General features: G+C 61.5%; 11 protein-coding genes. 9 read left to right on the plus strand and 2 right to left on the minus strand.

The window, feature by feature from the left end; all coding sequences use genetic code 11:
* Nucleotides 1-222 precede the first annotated feature (222 nt).
* Together bilS and AB5Z14_RS05135 are read left to right on the plus strand one after the other, a co-directional pair.
* A complete protein-coding gene (bilS, locus tag AB5Z14_RS05130) occupies nt 223-774 on the plus strand; it encodes a flavodoxin family protein BilS (RefSeq protein ID WP_368130565.1) in 552 nt (183 codons plus the stop codon).
* An 873-nt stretch (nt 775-1,647) separates the two neighbouring features.
* Nucleotides 1,648-5,676 carry a fibronectin type III domain-containing protein gene (locus AB5Z14_RS05135; protein ID WP_368130567.1) on the plus strand — a complete coding sequence of 1,343 codons (4,029 nt, stop codon included), beginning with the start codon at nt 1,648-1,650 and terminating at the stop codon, nt 5,674-5,676.
* A 430-nt stretch (nt 5,677-6,106) separates the two neighbouring features.
* On the opposite strand, the gene AB5Z14_RS05140 is transcribed toward AB5Z14_RS05135, so the two are convergent.
* Nucleotides 6,107-8,407, minus strand: a complete 2,301-nt coding sequence (locus tag AB5Z14_RS05140; RefSeq protein ID WP_368130569.1) for a sulfatase-like hydrolase/transferase — start codon at nt 8,405-8,407, stop codon at nt 6,107-6,109.
* Between the two features lie 214 nt (nt 8,408-8,621).
* Between AB5Z14_RS05140 and AB5Z14_RS05145 the strand changes: the two genes are divergently transcribed.
* The 5 genes from AB5Z14_RS05145 (at nt 8,622) to AB5Z14_RS05165 (ending at nt 14,381) form a co-directional block, all read left to right on the plus strand.
* A complete protein-coding gene (locus AB5Z14_RS05145) occupies nt 8,622-9,497 on the plus strand; it encodes a nitroreductase family protein (protein WP_368130571.1) in 876 nt (291 codons plus the stop codon).
* 169 nt (nt 9,498-9,666) lie between these two features.
* Nucleotides 9,667-11,694, plus strand: a complete 2,028-nt coding sequence (locus AB5Z14_RS05150; protein WP_368130572.1) for a KUP/HAK/KT family potassium transporter — start codon at nt 9,667-9,669, stop codon at nt 11,692-11,694.
* A gap of 61 nt (nt 11,695-11,755) precedes the next feature.
* Nucleotides 11,756-11,926 carry a hypothetical protein gene (locus AB5Z14_RS05155; protein ID WP_368130573.1) on the plus strand — a complete coding sequence of 57 codons (171 nt, stop codon included), beginning with the start codon at nt 11,756-11,758 and terminating at the stop codon, nt 11,924-11,926.
* A gap of 111 nt (nt 11,927-12,037) precedes the next feature.
* The gene (locus AB5Z14_RS05160) at nt 12,038-13,663 is read left to right on the plus strand and encodes a sensor histidine kinase (protein ID WP_368130575.1); all 1,626 of its coding nucleotides are present in this window, start codon (nt 12,038-12,040) and stop codon (nt 13,661-13,663) included.
* A gap of 4 nt (nt 13,664-13,667) precedes the next feature.
* Nucleotides 13,668-14,381, plus strand: a complete 714-nt coding sequence (locus AB5Z14_RS05165) for a response regulator (RefSeq protein WP_195534825.1) — start codon at nt 13,668-13,670, stop codon at nt 14,379-14,381.
* 93 nt (nt 14,382-14,474) lie between these two features.
* Here the strand turns inward: AB5Z14_RS05165 and rlmKL are convergent, their stop codons facing one another.
* Nucleotides 14,475-17,045 carry a bifunctional 23S rRNA (guanine(2069)-N(7))-methyltransferase RlmK/23S rRNA (guanine(2445)-N(2))-methyltransferase RlmL gene (rlmKL, locus tag AB5Z14_RS05170; RefSeq protein ID WP_368130576.1) on the minus strand — a complete coding sequence of 857 codons (2,571 nt, stop codon included), beginning with the start codon at nt 17,043-17,045 and terminating at the stop codon, nt 14,475-14,477.
* 75 nt (nt 17,046-17,120) lie between these two features.
* Between rlmKL and AB5Z14_RS05175 the strand changes: the two genes are divergently transcribed.
* On the plus strand, nt 17,121-17,948 hold the full coding sequence (locus tag AB5Z14_RS05175) for an HAD-IIB family hydrolase (protein ID WP_368130577.1): 828 nt from the start codon (nt 17,121-17,123) through the stop codon (nt 17,946-17,948).
* 210 nt (nt 17,949-18,158) lie between these two features.
* Entirely contained in the window at nt 18,159-18,863 is a 705-nt protein-coding gene (locus AB5Z14_RS05180; RefSeq protein WP_368130578.1) for a transaldolase, read from the plus strand.
* Nucleotides 18,864-19,016 lie beyond the last annotated feature (153 nt).

The raw sequence follows: 19,016 nt of genomic DNA on the forward strand, positions 1-19,016 counted from the left end.
ACACAATTTGACGGCGTTTTGTGAAACAGTTTTTCGGCCATTCGTGAAACGTTCTGCGGCGGTTTCAATCCGAAGTACATACTGTTCGAAATCTGTCCAAAGATGTCGTCTGCGTCGCCAATCGACAGACGGTGGTTTACATCTGTCACGTTAGTACTAAGATATTCATCTAATAAATTGCATTAGTGGCTTTAGTTTTGGGGGAAACGAGGCAACGTGACTATGACGTGCTCTTTGGTGGTTAACAGCAAGAGCGGTAATACCAGGATGGTTTCGGGCGCGATCAAGCGCGCTCTGCAGGCTGCGGGCGTTGAGTTTGTCCATGCCGCGGCGTTGAGCGACGATGCGGATGCAGATCAGGTTGCGCTCGAGGCGCAGGGCGCCTGCGCGGCCGACACGGTGCTCGTCGGTTTTTGGTGCGACAAGGGCGCGTGCACGCCTTCGGTCGCGGCGTTGCTCTCCGCCTTGCACGGCAAGCGCGTTTTCCTCTTTGGTACCTGCGGTTTTGGCGCCGACCAGAGCTATTATCAGCAGATTATCAATCGCGTGACCTCCAATTTGGCCGAGGATGCCGAGCTTGTGGGTTGGGCAATGTGCCAGGGCAAGATGGGTCCCGCGGTCAAGCAGCGCTACGAGGCCATGCTCGAGCAAGATCCCGACAACGCCCGCGCTAAGTTGCTGCTCGATAACTGGGTCGCCGCAAAGGATCACCCCACCAAGGAAGATCTGGACAACATGGCTGCAGCCGCCAAAAAGGCCGTGCTGGGGGAGTAGCTCCCATCGCTGACGGCGGTCGGTCCATCTTTCTAAATGAAACGTCCTCCCGGGCGTCGGGGCACGAAGTTCCCTGCTCTACAGTCCTGCGCAAGACGAAGGCCACATTAAGTGGCCTTCTTTGCGTGCGGAACTCGCGATGAACTTCGTGCCCCGCCGTCCGGGAGGACGCCTCTTTATTGATGGGAGGCCTGATAGGTCGATGGTTCCGTGCCCGGATGCGTCCAAAGTGGGACGGGCTTTCCGGATGGGCAGGCTTTCGAAAAATGCGTCCCGGAATTTGCCTTTGGAATGGGACGTAGTTTCCCGTTGAGGTGCTTTGCGGAAAGTGCATCCCACTCTGGGCGGTCGAAGTGGGACACACTTTCCCAAAGGCGCTCCAACGGGAAATTGCGTCCCATTATTCGGTCAAGAAACGGGATGTATTTTCCCAATGAGAGCAAAACCGGAAAATGCATCCCACAATCCGCCCTCAAAGTGGGACGCCGTTTCCCAATGAGGCTCAAGCGGAAAAAGCATCCCGGAATTTGCGCTCAAAGTGGGATGCGGTTTCCGGTTGAGGGTCTAAGGGGAAAGTGCGTCCCAGAATCGACGCTTGAAATGGGATGCAGTCTCCCGATGAGGCACTCGACGGAAAATACATCCCAGAAATGGCCTTTGAGCTGGGATAAGATTTCCGCGGCATCTCGGATTCTCAAAAATGAGACACGCCGTTGGCGAAAATGAGACACGTGATATCGGGCGTCGGACGTATCATTTGCAAAAATGAGCCGACTCCACTTGAGTAAAGCGAGGCCTCCCATGTATGTTCCACACCCCCACATTCGTCGGTTGTCGAAAATCCCGCTTGTTGGGACGGCGGCGCTTGCTGCGTTGATCGCAACGAGCGTCGCCTGTTTCACGGCGGCTCCCAACGTCGCCCAGGCGGCCGACACGCCTGAGATCACCGATATGACCGAGCAGGACTATAGCGACCTGGGCCTGGGCACGAGCGAGGACATTCCGGCCGATACCGTTGGCCCCTATTCCACCGATACCCCCACGACGTTTGCCACGCGCAGCGAGGTCTATATGGCAGCTAACGGTAGCCATGGCAATCGCTACACTCTGCGCGACAAGCTCGAGAACGTCGAGCGCGGCGATATTGGCGGCAGCAGCAAACTCACCGATGGCTATGGAAGTGTGTGGGGCGCCGCAAAGTTCTGGCAAAACGTCAACAGCTTCGATACGAACAGCGACCTCTACAAGCACAGCGATTATGGCGGCGGCGACTGGTCGTACCTGAGCAACAACGGGTCCTCGACGGTGCTCGCCAACGACAATAACGGCTTCTCGGGCATTCACGCCACAAGTGTTGAGTTCTGCAGCGATGCCAGTACAGGCAAAAAGAGCCGCGTTGCCGAGCTTCGTGCCTACGGCGATAGTTCTTCCACGATGATTGACGGCAAGTCGTACGCCGGAAAGGTTGAGCTGGTCCTCTATTCGTTTAGCAACGGGCGCACGCGCAGCCTTGATACGCGCCTGCCGGTGACGGTCAACACCAATATGATGGACGGAGGCCGTTTTAAGTATCTGAACGCCGGCTACCTGCAAGAGCACGACGCCGTCTTTGATGTCGAGGCGGGCGATGTCGATGGTGACGGCGTGGACGAGCTTTTTGTCTATGCGGGCTGCTATGTCGACGAGAGCGGCGTGCGTAAGGCTGTAGTCGATATGTACGACCTGGAGGGCGGCAGCTGGAGGCAGAGTGTCGTCAAAATCGACGCCGGTAACGCCGCGGACTACACCACGCACAACGAGGGCGGGAACGACTCTTGGACGCAGCTGCAGTCAGCTCCTGTCGTTTCGCTGGCTGCCGGAGACCTCGACCGCGATTTTTGCGATGACCTCGCCATCGTGGTCTCGGCACCCTACGGCAAAAAGAATATCGCCAAGTCAACGCATTGCGAGCTGTTCTCGTGGGATGCATCCAAGGGTGCACTCGTCCATGTCGATGCTCTGGGTGACGCGGGCGCAATCTCCCTCTCCTCGAACGGCAAGACCATGGTCGCTGCGAATGCGACGTTCGGCACGTTTGCCGCCTACGATGAAGAAGGAAAGAAGACGGGTGAAACCGTCACGGGCCTTATTCTTGCGGGCTATGACTGGCAACGCAGCGCTTTTGATTACGACGCCTATGACGGCAGCAAGGCGCTGTACGGCGCGCTGTACCGCTACGCGTATTTTGACTCGGAGTCTGGCGAGTTCAAACTTTCCGATTGCAAGGAATACAGAGACGGGCTCCTCGCCTCCTATGGACTGATGCATGTGCCCAACAGCGCATGGAAGGATAGTGCTCAGGATAAGCGCTATCCGTGCACCTTGGCGCCTATTGCCCTTGCCACTGCCAACCTTGACGGTCTGTCCGAGCAGCCGGCGGTCGACGAGGTGCTCGTGGGCGGCGATGTGTTCCGCGACTTTGCCTGCAACACGGCGCAGAGCGGGGCCCAGGGCTTGGGTTCCATGGTCGGAACCATGAGCATGAGCGGCCAGCAATACAACAGTAGCAACAAGCATGACCACAAGGGTATCGAGCAGGTGTGGATCAGCGACGTTAAGGCGGGCAGCGTCTCGGGTTCGGACCGCTATAACGAGAGCTTTATCGCCGTGGTGGGCAAGCACCGCGACGAGGACCTGCGCAAGAACGATGACTACTATTGGATGACCGCCTCGCATTTTTCGCTCGACGAGAACGGAAAGGTGCGCCGCGGCGAGGAGCAGGTGATTAGCGAGAGCAACCGTCGCGGCACTACCTACGGCACATTTATCTCGCTCGCGCTGCCCGATGTCGACAACGACAGCGTCAAGATCACGTACAAGGACCGCTACAAGGTCTATACCAACCCGCGCGTGCTTGCTGTGCTGCAGGATGCGCCCTATGTTGAGGATCTGGAGCAGGCATACGGCTATCTGGTGTTGGGCGGCACGTCATACGGAGAGGAAAAGGGCACGGGGACATCCCAGGGCTATACCATTGGCGCCGAGTTGGGCGTTGCCGTCGAGGTGCAGACCGGTCCGCCCCTGGTCGCGATGAATGCTTCAGTCGATTTTGCCGCCGAGGGATGCTATGACTACCGGAGCGAGCGCACAGTGAGCGCCAGCGTAAGCTATGAGTCGCATGCCGGCGAGGGTGACAAGACCGTGCTCTACACGATTCCGATGGTCTATTACGAGTATGAGATCGAAAATGAGGAAACTGGTGGTAAGGGCGTGATGGCGGCGCCCGTGTCGCTCGGCGCGCAGACCTCGGTCGTTAATGTCGAGGCCTATGACCGCATTGCCAAACAGCACAATATGACGCCGCTCAGCTACTTTTTGACCAACCGGTCGGGAGAACCCGGAACCTATCAAACGACGCTCAACGGCGAGACTCCCGTTGGGGATTCCTTTGGCCTGGGCAAGCCTGGCGTAACGCGCGCCTACACGCACGATGGGTTTAACGGCGCCGTCGCGCAGTCGGGAGCGAGTATTGAGCAGACCATCGAAGTCGAGGAGGGCGAGGAGCAGGAGTTTGAGTACGGCTTTACGCTGAACGGCAGCGTTGTCATGGGCGCGAAGCTTGCAAAGCACGAGTTATTTGGCGGCCTGTGCTTTGGTGCCAACGCCGGCTTTACTACGGGTAACTCCTCGAGTGAATCGACCGAATACGGCGGCACCGTCGACAACCTGCCCGAGGCCGCGAAGGATAAGTACGGCTTTGCGTGGCGCCTGGGCGTCAACGCGGTGGATGTCGACAAGTTCGAGGCAGACTCGGGCGACAAGCTCGGCACCAAGGACACCGACCAGTTCTGGATCGTGGGCTATGACGTTAAGGACGTCGAGATGCCCGACGCGCCGGCCGTGACGGGCTTTACGGCAAACGCCGTCGATTCGACCAGCGTTACGTTTAGCTGGGACGATGTACTCGCAAACAAGAGTGGCTTTAGCTACGGCGTGGGCATGCTGCAGAGCAATGCGGCGGATGCGGTCGTCAATAGCTGGAAGATTGCCGACAACACGCAGACCTCGCTTAAGTGGGACGGGCTGTTGCCGAATACGGAGTACCGATTCGCCATTGCCGCCGTTAAGAACGGATCTACGATTGAGACGGGTATTCGCTCGGCAATCATCACGGTCAAGACCATGCCCGATGGCATGACGATGACCGTGAGCGGACCTGCGGCGGATACAGCGGAGAGGTCGGCCCTCGAGTATGACTCTTCGGTCGAGTGCGCGGAGGGAGACAAGCTGACGCTCTCGGCGATTGGCCATGTGACGCAGCGCAATGCCGACGGAAGTGAAACGGAGCTGGCACCGTCGTATATCTGGTACCGCAAGGGCCGTGGCGAGACCGCGTTCCAGCTCGTGGGCGCCGACGGCAACCTCCAAGCCGGAACGGCCTCAACGCTCGAGATTGACCTGACCGCAGACGATGACGGCGCGCAGTACTACTGCCACGTGGGATACACCAACGTTGGCCTCGATACCGGTGTGACACTGGTGAACATCGCGGCCGAGGAGACGAAGCCCACAACGGTGAACGCCGCTCCAATCCGCACACGCCGCCTGTTCTCGCAGGCAAGCGCGGGTGCCAAGAAGTTCTTGGACCATACGCTGGTAAACACTGCCGGCCCCACCGACTCCGAAGGCTCAAAGGACCCCGAGACTCCAGCAACCCCTGAGACCCCTGAGACCCCGACGAATCCGGACAAGCCCAAGACGGATGACGGAACCAAGACCGGCGCCAAGGCCACGACCTCAGCCAAGAACCTCGCAGGTACCGGTGACCAAACGTTCGCCATGGTCGCCACCGCAGCAGCAGCGGGTGTAACGCTCGTAGTAATAGCCCTCATCATGCTGATCAAGCGCCGCAAGAACCACTAGGAGTCAGTCGAACATATCGACAAACCAAAACCCGGGTAGCCAAACAACTGGCTACCCGGGTTTTCTTGATCGAGAACTCCGCATGCGGAAATCCCATCCCAGAATCCAAGCTCAAAACGGGTCGCAGTTTCCCAGCTGACCCCCAAGGGGAAACTGCATCCCATTCCAGACATGAATTCCGGGTCGCAATTTCCGCAAACAAAGAAGGCCACATAACGTGGCCTTCAACTTATATATGTTCGGCGGATGCTCCCATGACAAGCCGCGCTCCAACAACAAGGCGTCTGCCCGGGCGGCGCGGAATGTAAGGTTCATCGCGAGTTCCGCACGAGCCGGAGAGCACTTAATGTGCTCTCCGTGCGAGCAGGACTGCCCGAGCAGGGAATCTTACACTCCGCGCCGCCCGGGCAGACGAATCGGGATGGATCCGCTACTTGATCTTGGTCGTGCCCGGCGCCAGGTTGGGGTCGGTCTCGTTGGCCTCGGTCTGGAAGTGCTCGGTGTACACGTTCTTGCCGTCGCGGAACATCTCGTAGTACTGCATCTTGGCGTAATCCTCGCGCGCCTTGGTAGCAGCGGCGGCAACGGCGTCATCGCCAGTGACGTTGGAGGAGAGCGCCCAGCGCAGGCTGGCGTCCTCGTAGCCCACGGAGTTGATGGCGGGCAGCGACTCGCGCAGCGTCATGTGCGCCTTCTGGTAGTCGGAAAGCGGGGCGCCGATCAGCTGCATGAGCTGGGTAGACAGGTAGTTGGTGGACAGGTCGTCGGTCTCGCTCGTCTGGTCGCAGCCGGCGACATCGTAGTTAGCCCAGATGATGTAGTCGGTCTGCCACAGGCGCTCCTGGTGCGTGGCGTCGTCCTCGTCGGTAAACCACTTGTCGTTGAACTTGGACGGGAAGAACGGCTGGTGGTCGCCCCAGAACACTACGACCACCTTGCGGTCGAGCTTGCTCAGGGCGTTGAGGAAGTAGCGCAGCGCCTGATCTGACTGCTCGATGCACGAGACGTACTCGTCGACATCGGACAGCGTGCCGTCCTCGACGGTCTTGGCGTCCAGGTCGGTCGTGTCGATGTCCAGATGCATCTGCTTGTCGACCGGCAGCAGGCCCGTGTCGTAGCCCGAGTGGTTCTGCATGGTCACGTCGAAGATAAACTGCGGGTCGGCGTTCTGGTTGAGCAACTCAAGAATCTTGTCGTAGGTCGCCTGGTCGGTCACCATGCCGCGCAGGGTATCGGCGCCCTGGAAGTCGTTGATGGACAGGAACTGGTCAAAACCAAAGTCCTTGTAGACGTTCTCGCGGTTCCAGTTGGTCGCGTGGTTGGGGTGCATGGCCGTGGTGGCATAGCCGAGCGACTTGAACTGCTCGGCCAGATTCTCGGTCGTCTCCATGTTGTAGATGGTGTAGGGGTACACGCCCGAGCCCAAGTTGGTCATGGAGTTGCCGGTCAGGAACTCAAACTCGGTATTGGCGGTGCCGCCACCGTAGGCGCTCACGTAGAGCTTGCCGCGGCTGAGGCAGTTGGACAGGCTCTTAAAGTACTGCGGGCCCTCGTAGCCGGCGCGCATGTTCTGGTAGATCGACAGGTCCGAGAACGTCTCGTTCATGATGGCGATGACCGTGGGCTTCTCGCTATCGAACTGCTCCTTGGCTGCGGCGCGCTCATCGCTCTTGGCGGCGTCGGACTTGTCGTAGGCCTTGGCGTATTTTTTGAGCGTGGCTTTGGCGTCGTCGACGGAGTAGTCGGCGGGTTTGGGCGGCTTGATGGACTGCGCCGCACTAATAAATGCGGGTAGGTAGCCCTCGCGCCAGTAGCTCTCGAGCGGGCGCCAGGTGTAGACGGTGATGCCGAGGGTGTTGTAGTAGTCGATGAGCGTGACGTGTGCGGTCACGCCGCCCAAGCACAGCACGGCCACGAGCAGGTTGGTGAGCAGCATACGCTTGGCGTTGGCGGCGCCCTTCTGGCGGTGCGGCGCCACGATGCCGGCGTACTCGCACAGCAGCATCGAGATGGCGGTAAAGCCCATGGACAGCACACAGAACAGCGAGATCGAGAAGGTGTAGCCGTTGCCGGCGACTGCGGCGGCGGTGGAGATGGCCGAAAGGTCGCCCGGCTGGATGGGCATGGATTTAAACGTGATGACGAAGAACTCGGCAATGCCCAGGACAAAGAGGGCGAAGGCCAGGACGGCCGGAGCTGCGCCGTGGCGCTGGAACAGGAAGAACAGGCCGGCCATGAGCGCGGTGATGATGGCCCACTCGAGCAGGATGCACAGGGGGTATACCCAGGTAAAGTCGTGGTTGGACGAGACCTCCATGCCCAGCAGTGCAAAGACGCCGGCAAACAGCAGGCACAGCACGGCGGCGACAAGCGGCTTGCCCACAAAGGCGCCGCGCAGGCGGGCGAGCTTGCCCGTGGGGGCGGGGACGTCGGGCGCGGCGAACGCAAAGACGCGCGGTGCGATGCGATCGCGGGCGATGCTCGCCCAGGCGCAGCCGGTGAGAATGGCGTTGGTCAGGATGAGCATCACAAAGGCGAGCGGCTCGTTCTGTGCCACGAGGCCAATAGCGCCCCAGACGGTCAAAAAGAGCTGGAACAGGCCAAAGGCGACACTCCATCCAAGAGCGCTTTTGGCGACGGTGCCCGACTGAGCGCGAATGGCCTTGGCCTCGCGCAAAACAAGGTAGACGGTCGCCGCAAGACCGACGAGCGAGATGGCGGCTGCGAACATGCTGAGACTCCTCACAAACTTAAAACCTACGAAAGCGGGGGTTTACCCGATTGTTACCAAGATATGCGCAGCATTTGAGGGCTGCGTACAACAACCAGCCATAATAACGCGCGGGTGTGGCGGTGTTGCGCAATGGAGTGTCGACCTGCGCGATAATGGACGGGAATTACACGGAAACGTAAAGGCTTCTTAAAGAAATGGCGAGGATGAGGCGATGAACGAGCAGGTTTGCAAGACGGACGTTGAGTGCTGCGGCGGTGCCGTGGGCGTGGACGCCGGCGGCTATCCGGTCGAAGCTACGGGCAATGCGGTGCTGGACATCTTGGAGCACCGTTCTTCCACGCGTGCCTTTGCGCGCGATGATGACGATCGCCCCGTGGCGGTGACCGACGAGCAGCGCGCGGCAATCCTGCACGCGGCGAGTCGCGCGCCGTCGGCAGGCGCCATGATGATGTACTCCATCGTGAGTATCCGCGAGCAGGCTACGCTCGACCGCTTGGCCGACCTGTGCGACCACCAGCCCATGATCGCCAAGGCCCCGTGGGCACTTATATTTGTGGTCGACTACGCCAAGTGGATCGATCTGTTTGAGCATGTGGGCTGCTTTGAGCCCGAGTTTGTGGAGCGCACGGGCAAGCAGCCCCGCCGCGCGCCGGGTCTGGGCGACTTTGCCATCGCGGCGCAGGATGCCGTGATCGCCGCGCAAAACGCCGTGGTTGCCGCCGAGGCCCTGGGCCTGGGGAGCTGCTATATCGGCGACATCGTCGAGAACGCCGAGGAGGTTGCCACGCTGCTCGATTTGCCGCCCTACACCATGCCGCTGTCGATGCTTATCATCGGCACACCCCGCAAGGAGCGCCCGGCGATCGCGCATCCCGTGGTGAACCTGGTGCACGAGGAGCACTACAGCCGCGCCGATGCCGCGACCATGGATGCGCAGGTGGCCGAGATGGACGCGATGTTCCGTCCGCATGCCCGCGAGGTGGGCGAGCGCGTCGTGGATATCTACACCCGCAAGCATACGAGCCCCTTTATGGCCGAGATGAGCCGCTCCATGGAGTGGTGGTTCAAAAACTGGCTCGGCAAGTAACGGATGCGATGAATGTGACAAAGGGACAGCCCCTTTGTCACATTGCATATCGCCGCGGTGGCCTAAAGGCCGCATAAATGTTTATTTAGCTGGGCAAACAGTGCCGTACAACCATGGGTCGATTACCTATAATTCCTTCGAATATTAAAGTTGGGAAGGAAACCGGCTTATGGAACAAAAGACTAAAGAGGCGGCATCGCACGCTGCGATTCCGGTGAGCATCTCGGCGATGCTCGTCACGCTGGGCGTGGTGTACGGCGATATCGGCACCAGCCCCATGTATGTAACCAAGGCGCTCGTTGCCGGCAACGGCGGCATCGGGAGCGTCACGGAGGAGTTCGTGCTCGGCGCGCTCTCGCTTGTCGTGTGGACGGTTACGCTGCTGACCACCATCAAGTACGTGCTCATCTCGCTGCGCGCCGACAACCACGGCGAGGGCGGTATCTTCGCCCTGTACAGCCTGGTCAAGCGCTGCGGCAAATGGCTCATTATTCCCGCCATGCTGGGTGGCGCCGCGCTGCTCGCCGACGGCATTCTGACGCCGGCCGTTACCGTTACCACGGCCATCGAGGGCCTGCGCACCATTCCCGCGGTCCATGCCGTGCTGGGCGACGACCAGGGTCGCGTCGTCGCCATCACGCTCGCCATCATCATCGTGCTCTTCTTGGTGCAGCGCATCGGCACGGCCAAGATTGGCCATGCCTTTGGCCCCATCATGACGCTGTGGTTCCTGTTCCTGGGCGGCACGGGCCTGTTCTTTGTCTTCCAGCATCCCGCGGTGCTGCTGTGCCTCAACCCGGTGCGCGGCATCGCCTTTTTGCTGAGCCCCAACAACCACGCGGGCATCATGATCTTGGGCAGCTGCTTCCTCGCCACCACCGGCGCCGAGGCGCTCTACTCCGACATGGGCCATGTGGGCCGCGGCAACATCTACGCCACCTGGCCGTTCGTTAAGTGCTGCCTGTTGCTGTCTTATATGGGCCAGGGCGCTTGGCTTATCAACAATGCCGCCAACCCCGAGCTCATGGGCATTGCCGACCTCAACCCGTTCTACCAGATGCTCGCCCCCGGCCTGCGCCCGTTTGCCGTCGGCCTTTCCACCGTTGCGGCCATCATCGCCTCGCAGGCGCTCATTACCGGCGCGTTCTCGCTGGTGTCCGAGGCCAGCCGTCTGGACCTCATGCCGCACATGCAGGTCTTCTACCCGGCCGAGACCAAGGGCCAGCTCTACATTCCCATGGTCAACAACGTCATGCTTGTGGGCTGCGTCATCGTGGTGCTGCTGTTCCAGAACTCCGCGCACATGGAAGCCGCCTACGGCCTGGCCATTACGCTCACCATGATGTGCACCACGCTGCTGCTCTTCTTCTACCTGCACGAGGAACGCAAGCTTAAGGTCGCACCGTGGATCTTCGTCGCGTTCTTCCTTTTGCTCGAGGGCTTCTTCTTTGTGAGCTCGCTCACCAAGTTCTTCCATGGTGGCTACTTCACCATCCTCATGGCCGCACTCATCATGGGCGTCATGGTGTGCTGGTACAACGGTACGGCGGTCGAGCAGCGCCAGTTTACGCTGCTGCCGCTGCGCAGCTATCTGCCGCAGCTCAAGCGCCTGCGCGACGACGATCGCTACGAGCGCATGAGCGACAACATCGTGTACCTGACCAAGGACACCCATACCGACTACATCGACCGCGACATTGTCTACTCGATCCTGGACAAGCATCCCAAGCGTGCCCGCGCCTGGTGGTTCGTCAACGTCGAGACCATGGACGAGCCGTATACGTTTGCCTACTCGGTTGAGACATTCGACACCGACTACGTCTTCCGCGTGCATCTGTACCTGGGCTATAAGGTCAACCAGCGCGTCAATGCCTACCTGCGCCAGGTCGTTCAGGACCTTGCCGCCACCGGCGAGCTGCCCGCGCAAAAGCACGACTACTCGGTCTACAAGGATCCGGGCAACATCGGTACGTTCAAGTTCGTCATGATCCGCAAGCTGCTGGCGCCCGAGAGCGACGTGGAGCCCAGCGAGCGCACGGCCATCACGCTCAAGTACATCATCCGCCGCGCCGCCGGCACGCCCGCGCGCTGGTACGGCCTGGAGAACTCCAACGTGAGCTTTGAGTACGTGCCGCTGTTCACCAAGTTCAAGGCCGTGAACAAGATGCAGCGCCTGGCTCCCAACGAGCGCCCGTAGACGTCGGCGGGCTAAGCAGAGTTGATGATCGATGGATGAAATGAAAGCCGGGGAGGTAAACATGGATGCAAGGACACTCGATGTCCGCGAGGCGGGCATCGATGCCGCCGAGGACCAGTTCTTCACGAATCGCGCCAACATGGACATGGCCGATCGCGTGATCTCGGTCGTGGCGTTGGTATTTGCCGCGGCGTGCGTTTGCGCCCTGCTCGCGCACGTGCTGTTTGTCTAGCGACTGCCGGTAGTAAAGGCTTTACACTTAGAACCACCACGAGGGAACCACCACAAAGGTGCCTGTCCCCTTTGTGGTGGTTTTTGTTTTTGAGGGAGGGGCGCGGTGCCGATGGACGTTCGCGCGGACGGTGATCTTGCCGATAACTTTTGGTGGAGGCGTACGACACTGACGCGGCGCGGCCCACTGTACGATCTTGGCATTTCGGCGGGGTTGCTGCTGGCGGCGACGGTTATCGGCGCGCTGCTCGACCACCCGGGTCTCGCACCCAGCATCATGATCGTATACGTGCTCGCGGTGCAGCTGTGCGCGTTTTTCACCTGGAGCCGCCTGTACTGCTTGCTCGCTTCCGCCGCCGCCGTGGCGCTCTACAACTTTTTGTTTATCGACCCTCGTTATTCGCTGACGTTCATCGACCGTATCTATCCTGGCATGTTCGTGATCATGTTCGTGGTCTCGCTCGTTTCGAGCTCGATCGCACTGGCCCTGCGCCGTGCCCTGGCCCAGGCCGCCGCGAGCGATCGCCGCACGCAGATGGTGCTCGAGACCAACCGCATGTTGCAGCGCTGCGCCGATCAACCGCAGATTGTGCACGCCATGGCCACGCAGCTGGCGCGTCTTTCGGGCTGCCCAGTCGTGTGGTACAGCGCCGATGCCGAGGATGATGACCTGCTGCCGCGCGCGACGTATACGGCGGTGGGCGATGCTGCGCCGGTGCACCATCTGGCGCCTCAGATGCCGCCGCTGCTCTCGGCTTCGGCCTACGTGGGAACGCCGCTCGATGCCACCTATGGCGGCTCGGCATTTTATGGCATCTACCTGACGGTGCGCTCGGGCGACAGCATCGTGCGCTCGAGCGACCCTGCCTCGGTGGTGGGCGTGCTGGCCATCGTTGCTGAGCCCGATGTGCTGACGCATGAGGAGCGGATGCTGGCCGACGCCATCGTGAGCGAAGGCGAGCTCGCGCTCGACCGCGCCCGCGCCATGGAGGCGCGCGAGGAGGCGGCGGTGCTCGCCAAAAACGAGCAGTTGCGCGCCAACCTGCTGCGCTCCATCTCGCACGATTTGCGTACACCGCTCACGAGTATCTCGGGCAACGCCGACGTGCTGCTCGACCAGGGTTCGACCGGTACTGCCGTGCTCGACGACCAGACGCGCCGCAACATGCTGCTGTCCATTCGCTCGGATGCGCTGTGGCTCAACGCTACCGTCGAGAACCTGCTCGCCACCACCAAGCTCGAAGGCGGCGGCATGCACCTATCGACTACGCTCGAGCTGATGGACGATATCGTCGAGGAGGCGCTGCGCCACGTGAACCCCGCCGTGCGCGAACACGACCTCAAGGTGGTTGCGTGCGACGAGCCGGCGCTCGTCAACGTCGACGCGCGCCTGATGGTGCAGCTGGTGGTGAACCTGGTGAACAACGCCATTACCTATACGCCGGCGGGTTCGCATATCGTGATCTCGATTGGCGTCGACGAGGGGCGTGTATCGTGCTCGGTGGCCGACGACGGGCCGGGCATCGCGCCCGAGGACCGCGAGCGCATCTTTGAGTCGTTCTACACCGTCAACCATGGTTTGGCCGACAGCCGCCGTAGTGTGGGCCTGGGGCTTTCGCTCTGCCGCTCCATTGCGCTGGCGCATGGCGGTAGCATAGAGGTTACCGCGGCGGATCCGCATGGCTCGGTCTTTTCGATTGAGCTTCCCGCTGCCGATGTTTCGTTTGATAAGGAGTAGCGCCGTGCCGAACTCTGCCGTGAAACCGCTCATCTTGGTTGTTGAGGACGATCCTGCCGTCCGCAACCTAATCGTCGCCGCGCTCGAGGCGCACGGCCTGCGCCATATGGCCGTGGAGACCGCCCATGCCGCCATCGCCGCCGCATCGTCGCAAGCGCCGAGCATCGTGCTGCTCGATCTGGGCCTGCCCGACATGGATGGCGTCAAGGTGGTGGAGTCGGTGCGCACGTGGTCGGGCATGCCGATCATCGTGGTCTCGGCGCGCAGCGAGGATGCGGACAAGATCCGCGCGCTCGATGCCGGTGCCGATGACTACCTGACCAAGCCGTTTTCGGTCGAGGAGCTGCTCGCGCGCATACGCACCACACTCAGACGCCTTTCGTATGCGCAGATAGGTGCGGGTTCGTCCGAGGGGACGTTCGATACCGGCGAGCTGCATATCGACTTTGATGCCGGCATCGCCACGATGGACGGCGAGGAGCTGCATCTGACGCCGATCGAGTACAAGCTGCTGTGCTTGCTGGCGCACAACGCCGACAAGGTGCTGACGCACCAGTTTATCCTGCACGAGATTTGGGGTACCGCGACCAAGAGCGACCTGGCGAGCCTGCGCGTCTTCATGGGCACTCTGCGCAAAAAGATCGAGTCCGACCCCGCACATCCCCGCTATATCCAAACCCACGTAGGCATCGGCTACCGCTTGGTCACCCAGGGCTAGCCCGTTGCCCACATCCCCATATGAGTTGCGGTGAAATAGTTCCTGTTTATGCCTTTATGGGGGCTTTTTAGGAACTATTCCACCGCAACTTTTTTATTTGCCCTTGGGTTTGCTGGCGTAGAACTTCTTCTTTTTGGGTTTGCCGGCAGGGGAGGGTTTGCCGTCGCCGTGAGGTTTGTTGTTGCCGGCGTGCGCATGGCCAGGCGCTGCTGCGCGAGGCTTGCGAGCCTCGGGGTTGCGCAGCTCCTCGACGCGCTCGGCAATTTCCTCGGCACTAAAGCCGACTTCGGCCATGGCGTCCTCGATGGGCAGACGGCGCACGATATAGCAGTGGTGCACCTTCTGGTTGCGTGCGAAGTCCTCGGGAATGGTCTGCGAGGTGATGTCCTCCAGCACCACGCCCGCGCGTGCAAGCTTGCGCGTCTCGGGGCGGAAGCCGCGCAGGTTGCAGCTGAAGATGGCGTGGCCACCCTGCGTGAGCAGGCGCGATACGCCGGCCAGCAGCTCGACGTGGTCGCGCTGGACATCCCAGGTGCGTCGGCCCATCTTGGATGAGTTTGAGAACGTGGGCGGATCGACAAAGATCAGGTCCCAGCGGTTGCGCGTCTGGCGCTGGTCGCGAATCCAAGCGAGCACGTCGTCGCGCACAAAGTGATGCTGCGGGCCCACAAAGCCGTTCTGGCGCATGTTGCGCTCGGCCCAGTCCAGGTAGGTGTTGGAAAGGTCGACCGTCACGGTCTCCTCGACGCCGCCGTCGGCCGCGTAGCAGGTGGCGGTGCCGGTGTAGGCGAACAGGTTGAGGAAGCGGCGCGCCTGTTTGGCGTGCTCGCGCACCAGGTTGCGGGTGACGCGGTGGTCCAGGAAGATGCCGACGTCCAGGTAGTCGTCAAAGTTGACGGCAAAGGTGAGGCCGCCCTCTTCGATGAGCGGCAGACGACGGCGTGCGATGTTGGCGCGCTCGCTCGAGCCGCCCTTGCCGGCGTCCTGCTTGCCGTACTGCGAGCCGCCGCGCGAGCGCATGCGGGCCTTGGCGTGCACGTGCTCGGCCGGAACATCCAGGATACGCGGCGCGATGGCCAAAATGTCGAGCATGCGGGCCTGAGCCAGTGCGGGGTCGATGGTCTTGGGCGCAGCGTATTCGGCGATGACGAGCCAACGGCCCGGCGTCTGCGGGCAGCCCTCGTACAGGTCGATAGCGGCAGAGTAATCGGGCAGGTCGGCATCGTAGACGCGGTAGCAGCTCACGCCCTCGCGCTTGGCCCACTTGCGGCGCAGACGGGCATTCTTGCGCAGGCGGTTGGCGAACTGCTCGGACTCGGGGATAAGCACGGGCAGCGGCTTGCCGTCGCCCAGGTCGAGTGTGGCAGCGGGCTCGGGCATGGCGGGCGCAGCGCTGCTCACATCATCGGCATCGCCGGCATCCGCGATCTCCCCCGTGGCATCCGCGCTGGTCGCGGCTTCAAATGCCGCGGAGGCGTGGTCGAGCGAGGGCCAAACCTCGACGGTGGCCTCTTCATTGTTGGGCATGACGGCGATGGAGCGCTCGGGCTCGGCGTGGAGCGCACGGGCCATGAGGCCATCGCGGGTGAGCGCGGCGACCGGTGCCGAAGCAAGCTCGGGCGCGCGGCGCAGTTCGCCGACAAGTGTCATGGCATCGTGCATGAGCGAAAGCGGGGTCTCGGTGGTGTCCGCGACGATGGCGGCGCCGGCGACAGCGCCCGCGTGATCCAGCACGGTGGCAGACTTGGCGGCGCAAAAATCGACAAAGCGCCTGTAGCCGGCACACTTGACCATGCGCTCGGCGGTCTTGCGGGCGGTGGGGTCAATGTCCATGGCCACGATGCGCGCCTGGCGCTCGCGCGCTGCCGCCTCGCGCTCGCGCGCCTCGGCAAGCAGCTGCTCCCACAGAGCGGCGTCGTGTAGCTGCCAGCCCTCAAAGCCCCAGCGCTCGCGTGCGGCGCCCGGGGCGCGGTCGGTCAGAATGTTCACGGCTTCCAGCAACAGGCCGCCGCCGGCGCACGAGGCATCGATTAGCGTGGGAAGGGCTTCATTCTCGTAATCGTCGGCCGTCAACTCGCGCTCGCACAGTGCGGTCCAGCCGACCTGCGCCAGCACTAGGGCGGCGTAGTCGGGGCGCAACACGTGCGCACCCTCGCCGGCACGGGTCGCCGCGGGCGGCAGGCGCTTGAACAGCGGGTCGCCCGAAAGGTCCAGGCTGATGCTCGCGCGGCGCTGGCGCAGCGAAAGCAGTAGGTGAACATCGGGGTCGGCGGCATCGACGTCGGCGCGACGGCCCGTGGCCTCGGCCAGACGGTCGCACAGCGCGTCCTTGGCGCGCAGGGCCGAGAAGCGCGTGTTGCGCAGCTGCTCGGTCACGCCGCGGGCGGTGATGGCGATGGTGGCGCCGGGGCGGACGATGCCTTCCCAGGCGATGTCGTAAACGCCGTCGTACAGTTCGTCGGCATCCTGCGCCTCAAAGCGCCCGAGCACCACAAACACGCGGCTGGCCAGGCGCGACCACAGGCACGCGCGCAAGCCTTGCTCAAGCTCGCCCTCAAACGTGGCGCGGCCCTTCAGCCGGCGAACATGCGAAAGCCCGAGGTGTTTAAGCTCATCGGCGAGTGCGGACTCAAAGCCCTCGGGGCAGCTTGCGTAAAATTCCATGGGTGACCTCTCTGGTTGCGTCGCTCCATTATATGATGGATGCTTCGTTTACTCTCGCCCCCGAAAGGAACCTATATGATTGATGCGTGCCCCGATTCCGCCGTGCTCTTTTTTGACGTGGACGGCACGCTGACGTCGTTCGACCCCGATGACATGACCGATAAGGATTTTTCGGCGGTCCGTCCTTCGCAGGCGGTAATTGAGGCCTTCCACGCGCTGCGCGATGCGGGCCATAAGGCGTTTATCTGCACGGGCCGTCCCCTGTGGCTCATCGCCGACAGCCTGCGCGAGCTGGATCCCGAAGGCATCGTTGCCATGGCGGGTGCTACGCTCGAGGTCGAGGGACGCGTGGTGCACGAGGACTGCTTTGCCGAGGACGTAGCCGAGGAACTTGCGCACCGCATTATCTCGGCAGGATTCGAGGCCTTTTTCGAGACCAATGGAGCAACCTTTGCTCTAGAGCCTGCGGGTGTTGAACAGTCGTCTCTGATCGGTACCACTGTGGTGCATGGCGCCGATGAGATGCGCGTCGACGGCCGCCTTTGCGTGGGCAAGGTGTGCCTGAACGCGCCCAACCTGGCTCGCGTGGTCAACGACGACGGCTTTATCGAGCGCCACTTTGAGCTGTGTAACACCGGCGGTTCCAATCGTGAGCTCAGTCCCAAGGGCATCGACAAAGGCGTGGGCGTGGCGCGAGCGCTGGAGCATCTGGGCCGCGCGGGTAATACGCGCACCTTTGGCTTTGGCGATTCGGGCAACGACCTGGGCATGCTCGCCGCCGTCGAGACGGCCGTGGCCATGGGCAACGCCATGCCCGAGGTCAAGGCGGTTGCCGATTACGTGACCGACGACGTCGCACACGATGGCACCGTTACGGCCATGCGCCACTTCGGCTTAATTTAAGAGGCCCGCTCAGCTACCGTTCGTCCGCGGCGGACGGCTCAAGTCGGCCCGCCCTGCAAAATCGTTTTGCCGCTGGAGCGCATGGTCAAAAACGCTAAAGTGTTTATACCGTTCACCGAGAAGGTAAATAACTGCAGTTCACGCCTTGATAAACATAGGTAAAGTGTTTAGCAGTTTACCGGCCTTATGCAAACGGAAGGAATCAGGCAGATGGCAATCAAGGTGTTCGCTGACGGTGCAAACCTCGAGGGCATGCTCGATATGTACGAGAACGGCAACGTTCAGGGCTTCACGACCAACCCGTCCCTTATGAAGAAGGGCGGCGTGACGGATTACCGCGCGTTTGCCAAGGAGGTCCTGGCCCACATCACCGATGTGTCCGTGTCGTTTGAGGTCTTTGCCGACGACGTCGAGACCATGGAGGTCGAGGCCCGCGAGATCGCTACCTGGGCCGATAACGTCTACGTCAAAATTCCGTGCGTGACCACCAAGGGTGAGTCCACCGCCGAGCTGGTCCGCACGCTTTCTGCCGACGGCATCAAGGTCAACGTCACCACCATCTTTACGCCCGAGCAGGTCGACGAGATGGTCGAGGCCGTTGACGCCGAGACCCCGTCCATCATTTCGCTCTTTGCCGGCCGCATCGCCGATACCGGCGTCGACCCCATTCCGTTTATGACGGAGTCGGTCAAGAAGGCCGCCGCCAAGCCCAACTGCGAGGTCCTGTGGGCGTCCACGCGCGAGCTCATCAATATCTACCAGGCAGAAGCCTGCGGTTGCCAGATCATCACGGTGCCCAACAGCATCCTGGCCAAGCGCAAGAACATCGGCCGCGACCCGTACGAGGTCTCGCTCGACACCGTGCGCGGTTTTGCCAAGGATATCGCCGCTTTGGGCTTCCATATCCTGCCGTAAGCAAGGGTACCCCCTGTAGCGACGTGCAAAATTGAGAGTATTCAGCAAGGTAAAGGTCTTTATCAGTTAACCGAAGGGTAGCGCGCAGAGATGTGGTGTAAGAGGCGGGGCATGCCCCGCCTCTTCCCTTTCTTGAAAGGGAGGGGACACCGC

This window comes from Collinsella aerofaciens (genome assembly GCF_040910265.1).
GTDB classification, from domain to species: Bacteria; Actinomycetota; Coriobacteriia; order Coriobacteriales; family Coriobacteriaceae; genus Collinsella; species Collinsella aerofaciens_BK.

What these genes read in the sequence shown, in the direction of transcription:
- bilS (WP_368130565.1), top strand. Translation starts at nt 223, where the DNA reads ATGACGTGCTCTTTGGTGGTTAACAGCAAGAGCGGTAATACCAGGATG.
- AB5Z14_RS05140 (WP_368130569.1), bottom strand. Translation starts at nt 8,407, where the DNA reads ATGTTCGCAGCCGCCATCTCGCTCGTCGGTCTTGCGGCGACCGTCTAC.
- AB5Z14_RS05145 (WP_368130571.1), top strand. Translation starts at nt 8,622, where the DNA reads ATGAACGAGCAGGTTTGCAAGACGGACGTTGAGTGCTGCGGCGGTGCC.
- AB5Z14_RS05150 (WP_368130572.1), top strand. Translation starts at nt 9,667, where the DNA reads ATGGAACAAAAGACTAAAGAGGCGGCATCGCACGCTGCGATTCCGGTG.
- AB5Z14_RS05155 (WP_368130573.1), top strand. Translation starts at nt 11,756, where the DNA reads ATGGATGCAAGGACACTCGATGTCCGCGAGGCGGGCATCGATGCCGCC.
- AB5Z14_RS05160 (WP_368130575.1), top strand. Translation starts at nt 12,038, where the DNA reads ATGGACGTTCGCGCGGACGGTGATCTTGCCGATAACTTTTGGTGGAGG.
- rlmKL (WP_368130576.1), bottom strand. Translation starts at nt 17,045, where the DNA reads ATGGAATTTTACGCAAGCTGCCCCGAGGGCTTTGAGTCCGCACTCGCC.
- AB5Z14_RS05175 (WP_368130577.1), top strand. Translation starts at nt 17,121, where the DNA reads ATGATTGATGCGTGCCCCGATTCCGCCGTGCTCTTTTTTGACGTGGAC.
- AB5Z14_RS05180 (WP_368130578.1), top strand. Translation starts at nt 18,159, where the DNA reads ATGGCAATCAAGGTGTTCGCTGACGGTGCAAACCTCGAGGGCATGCTC.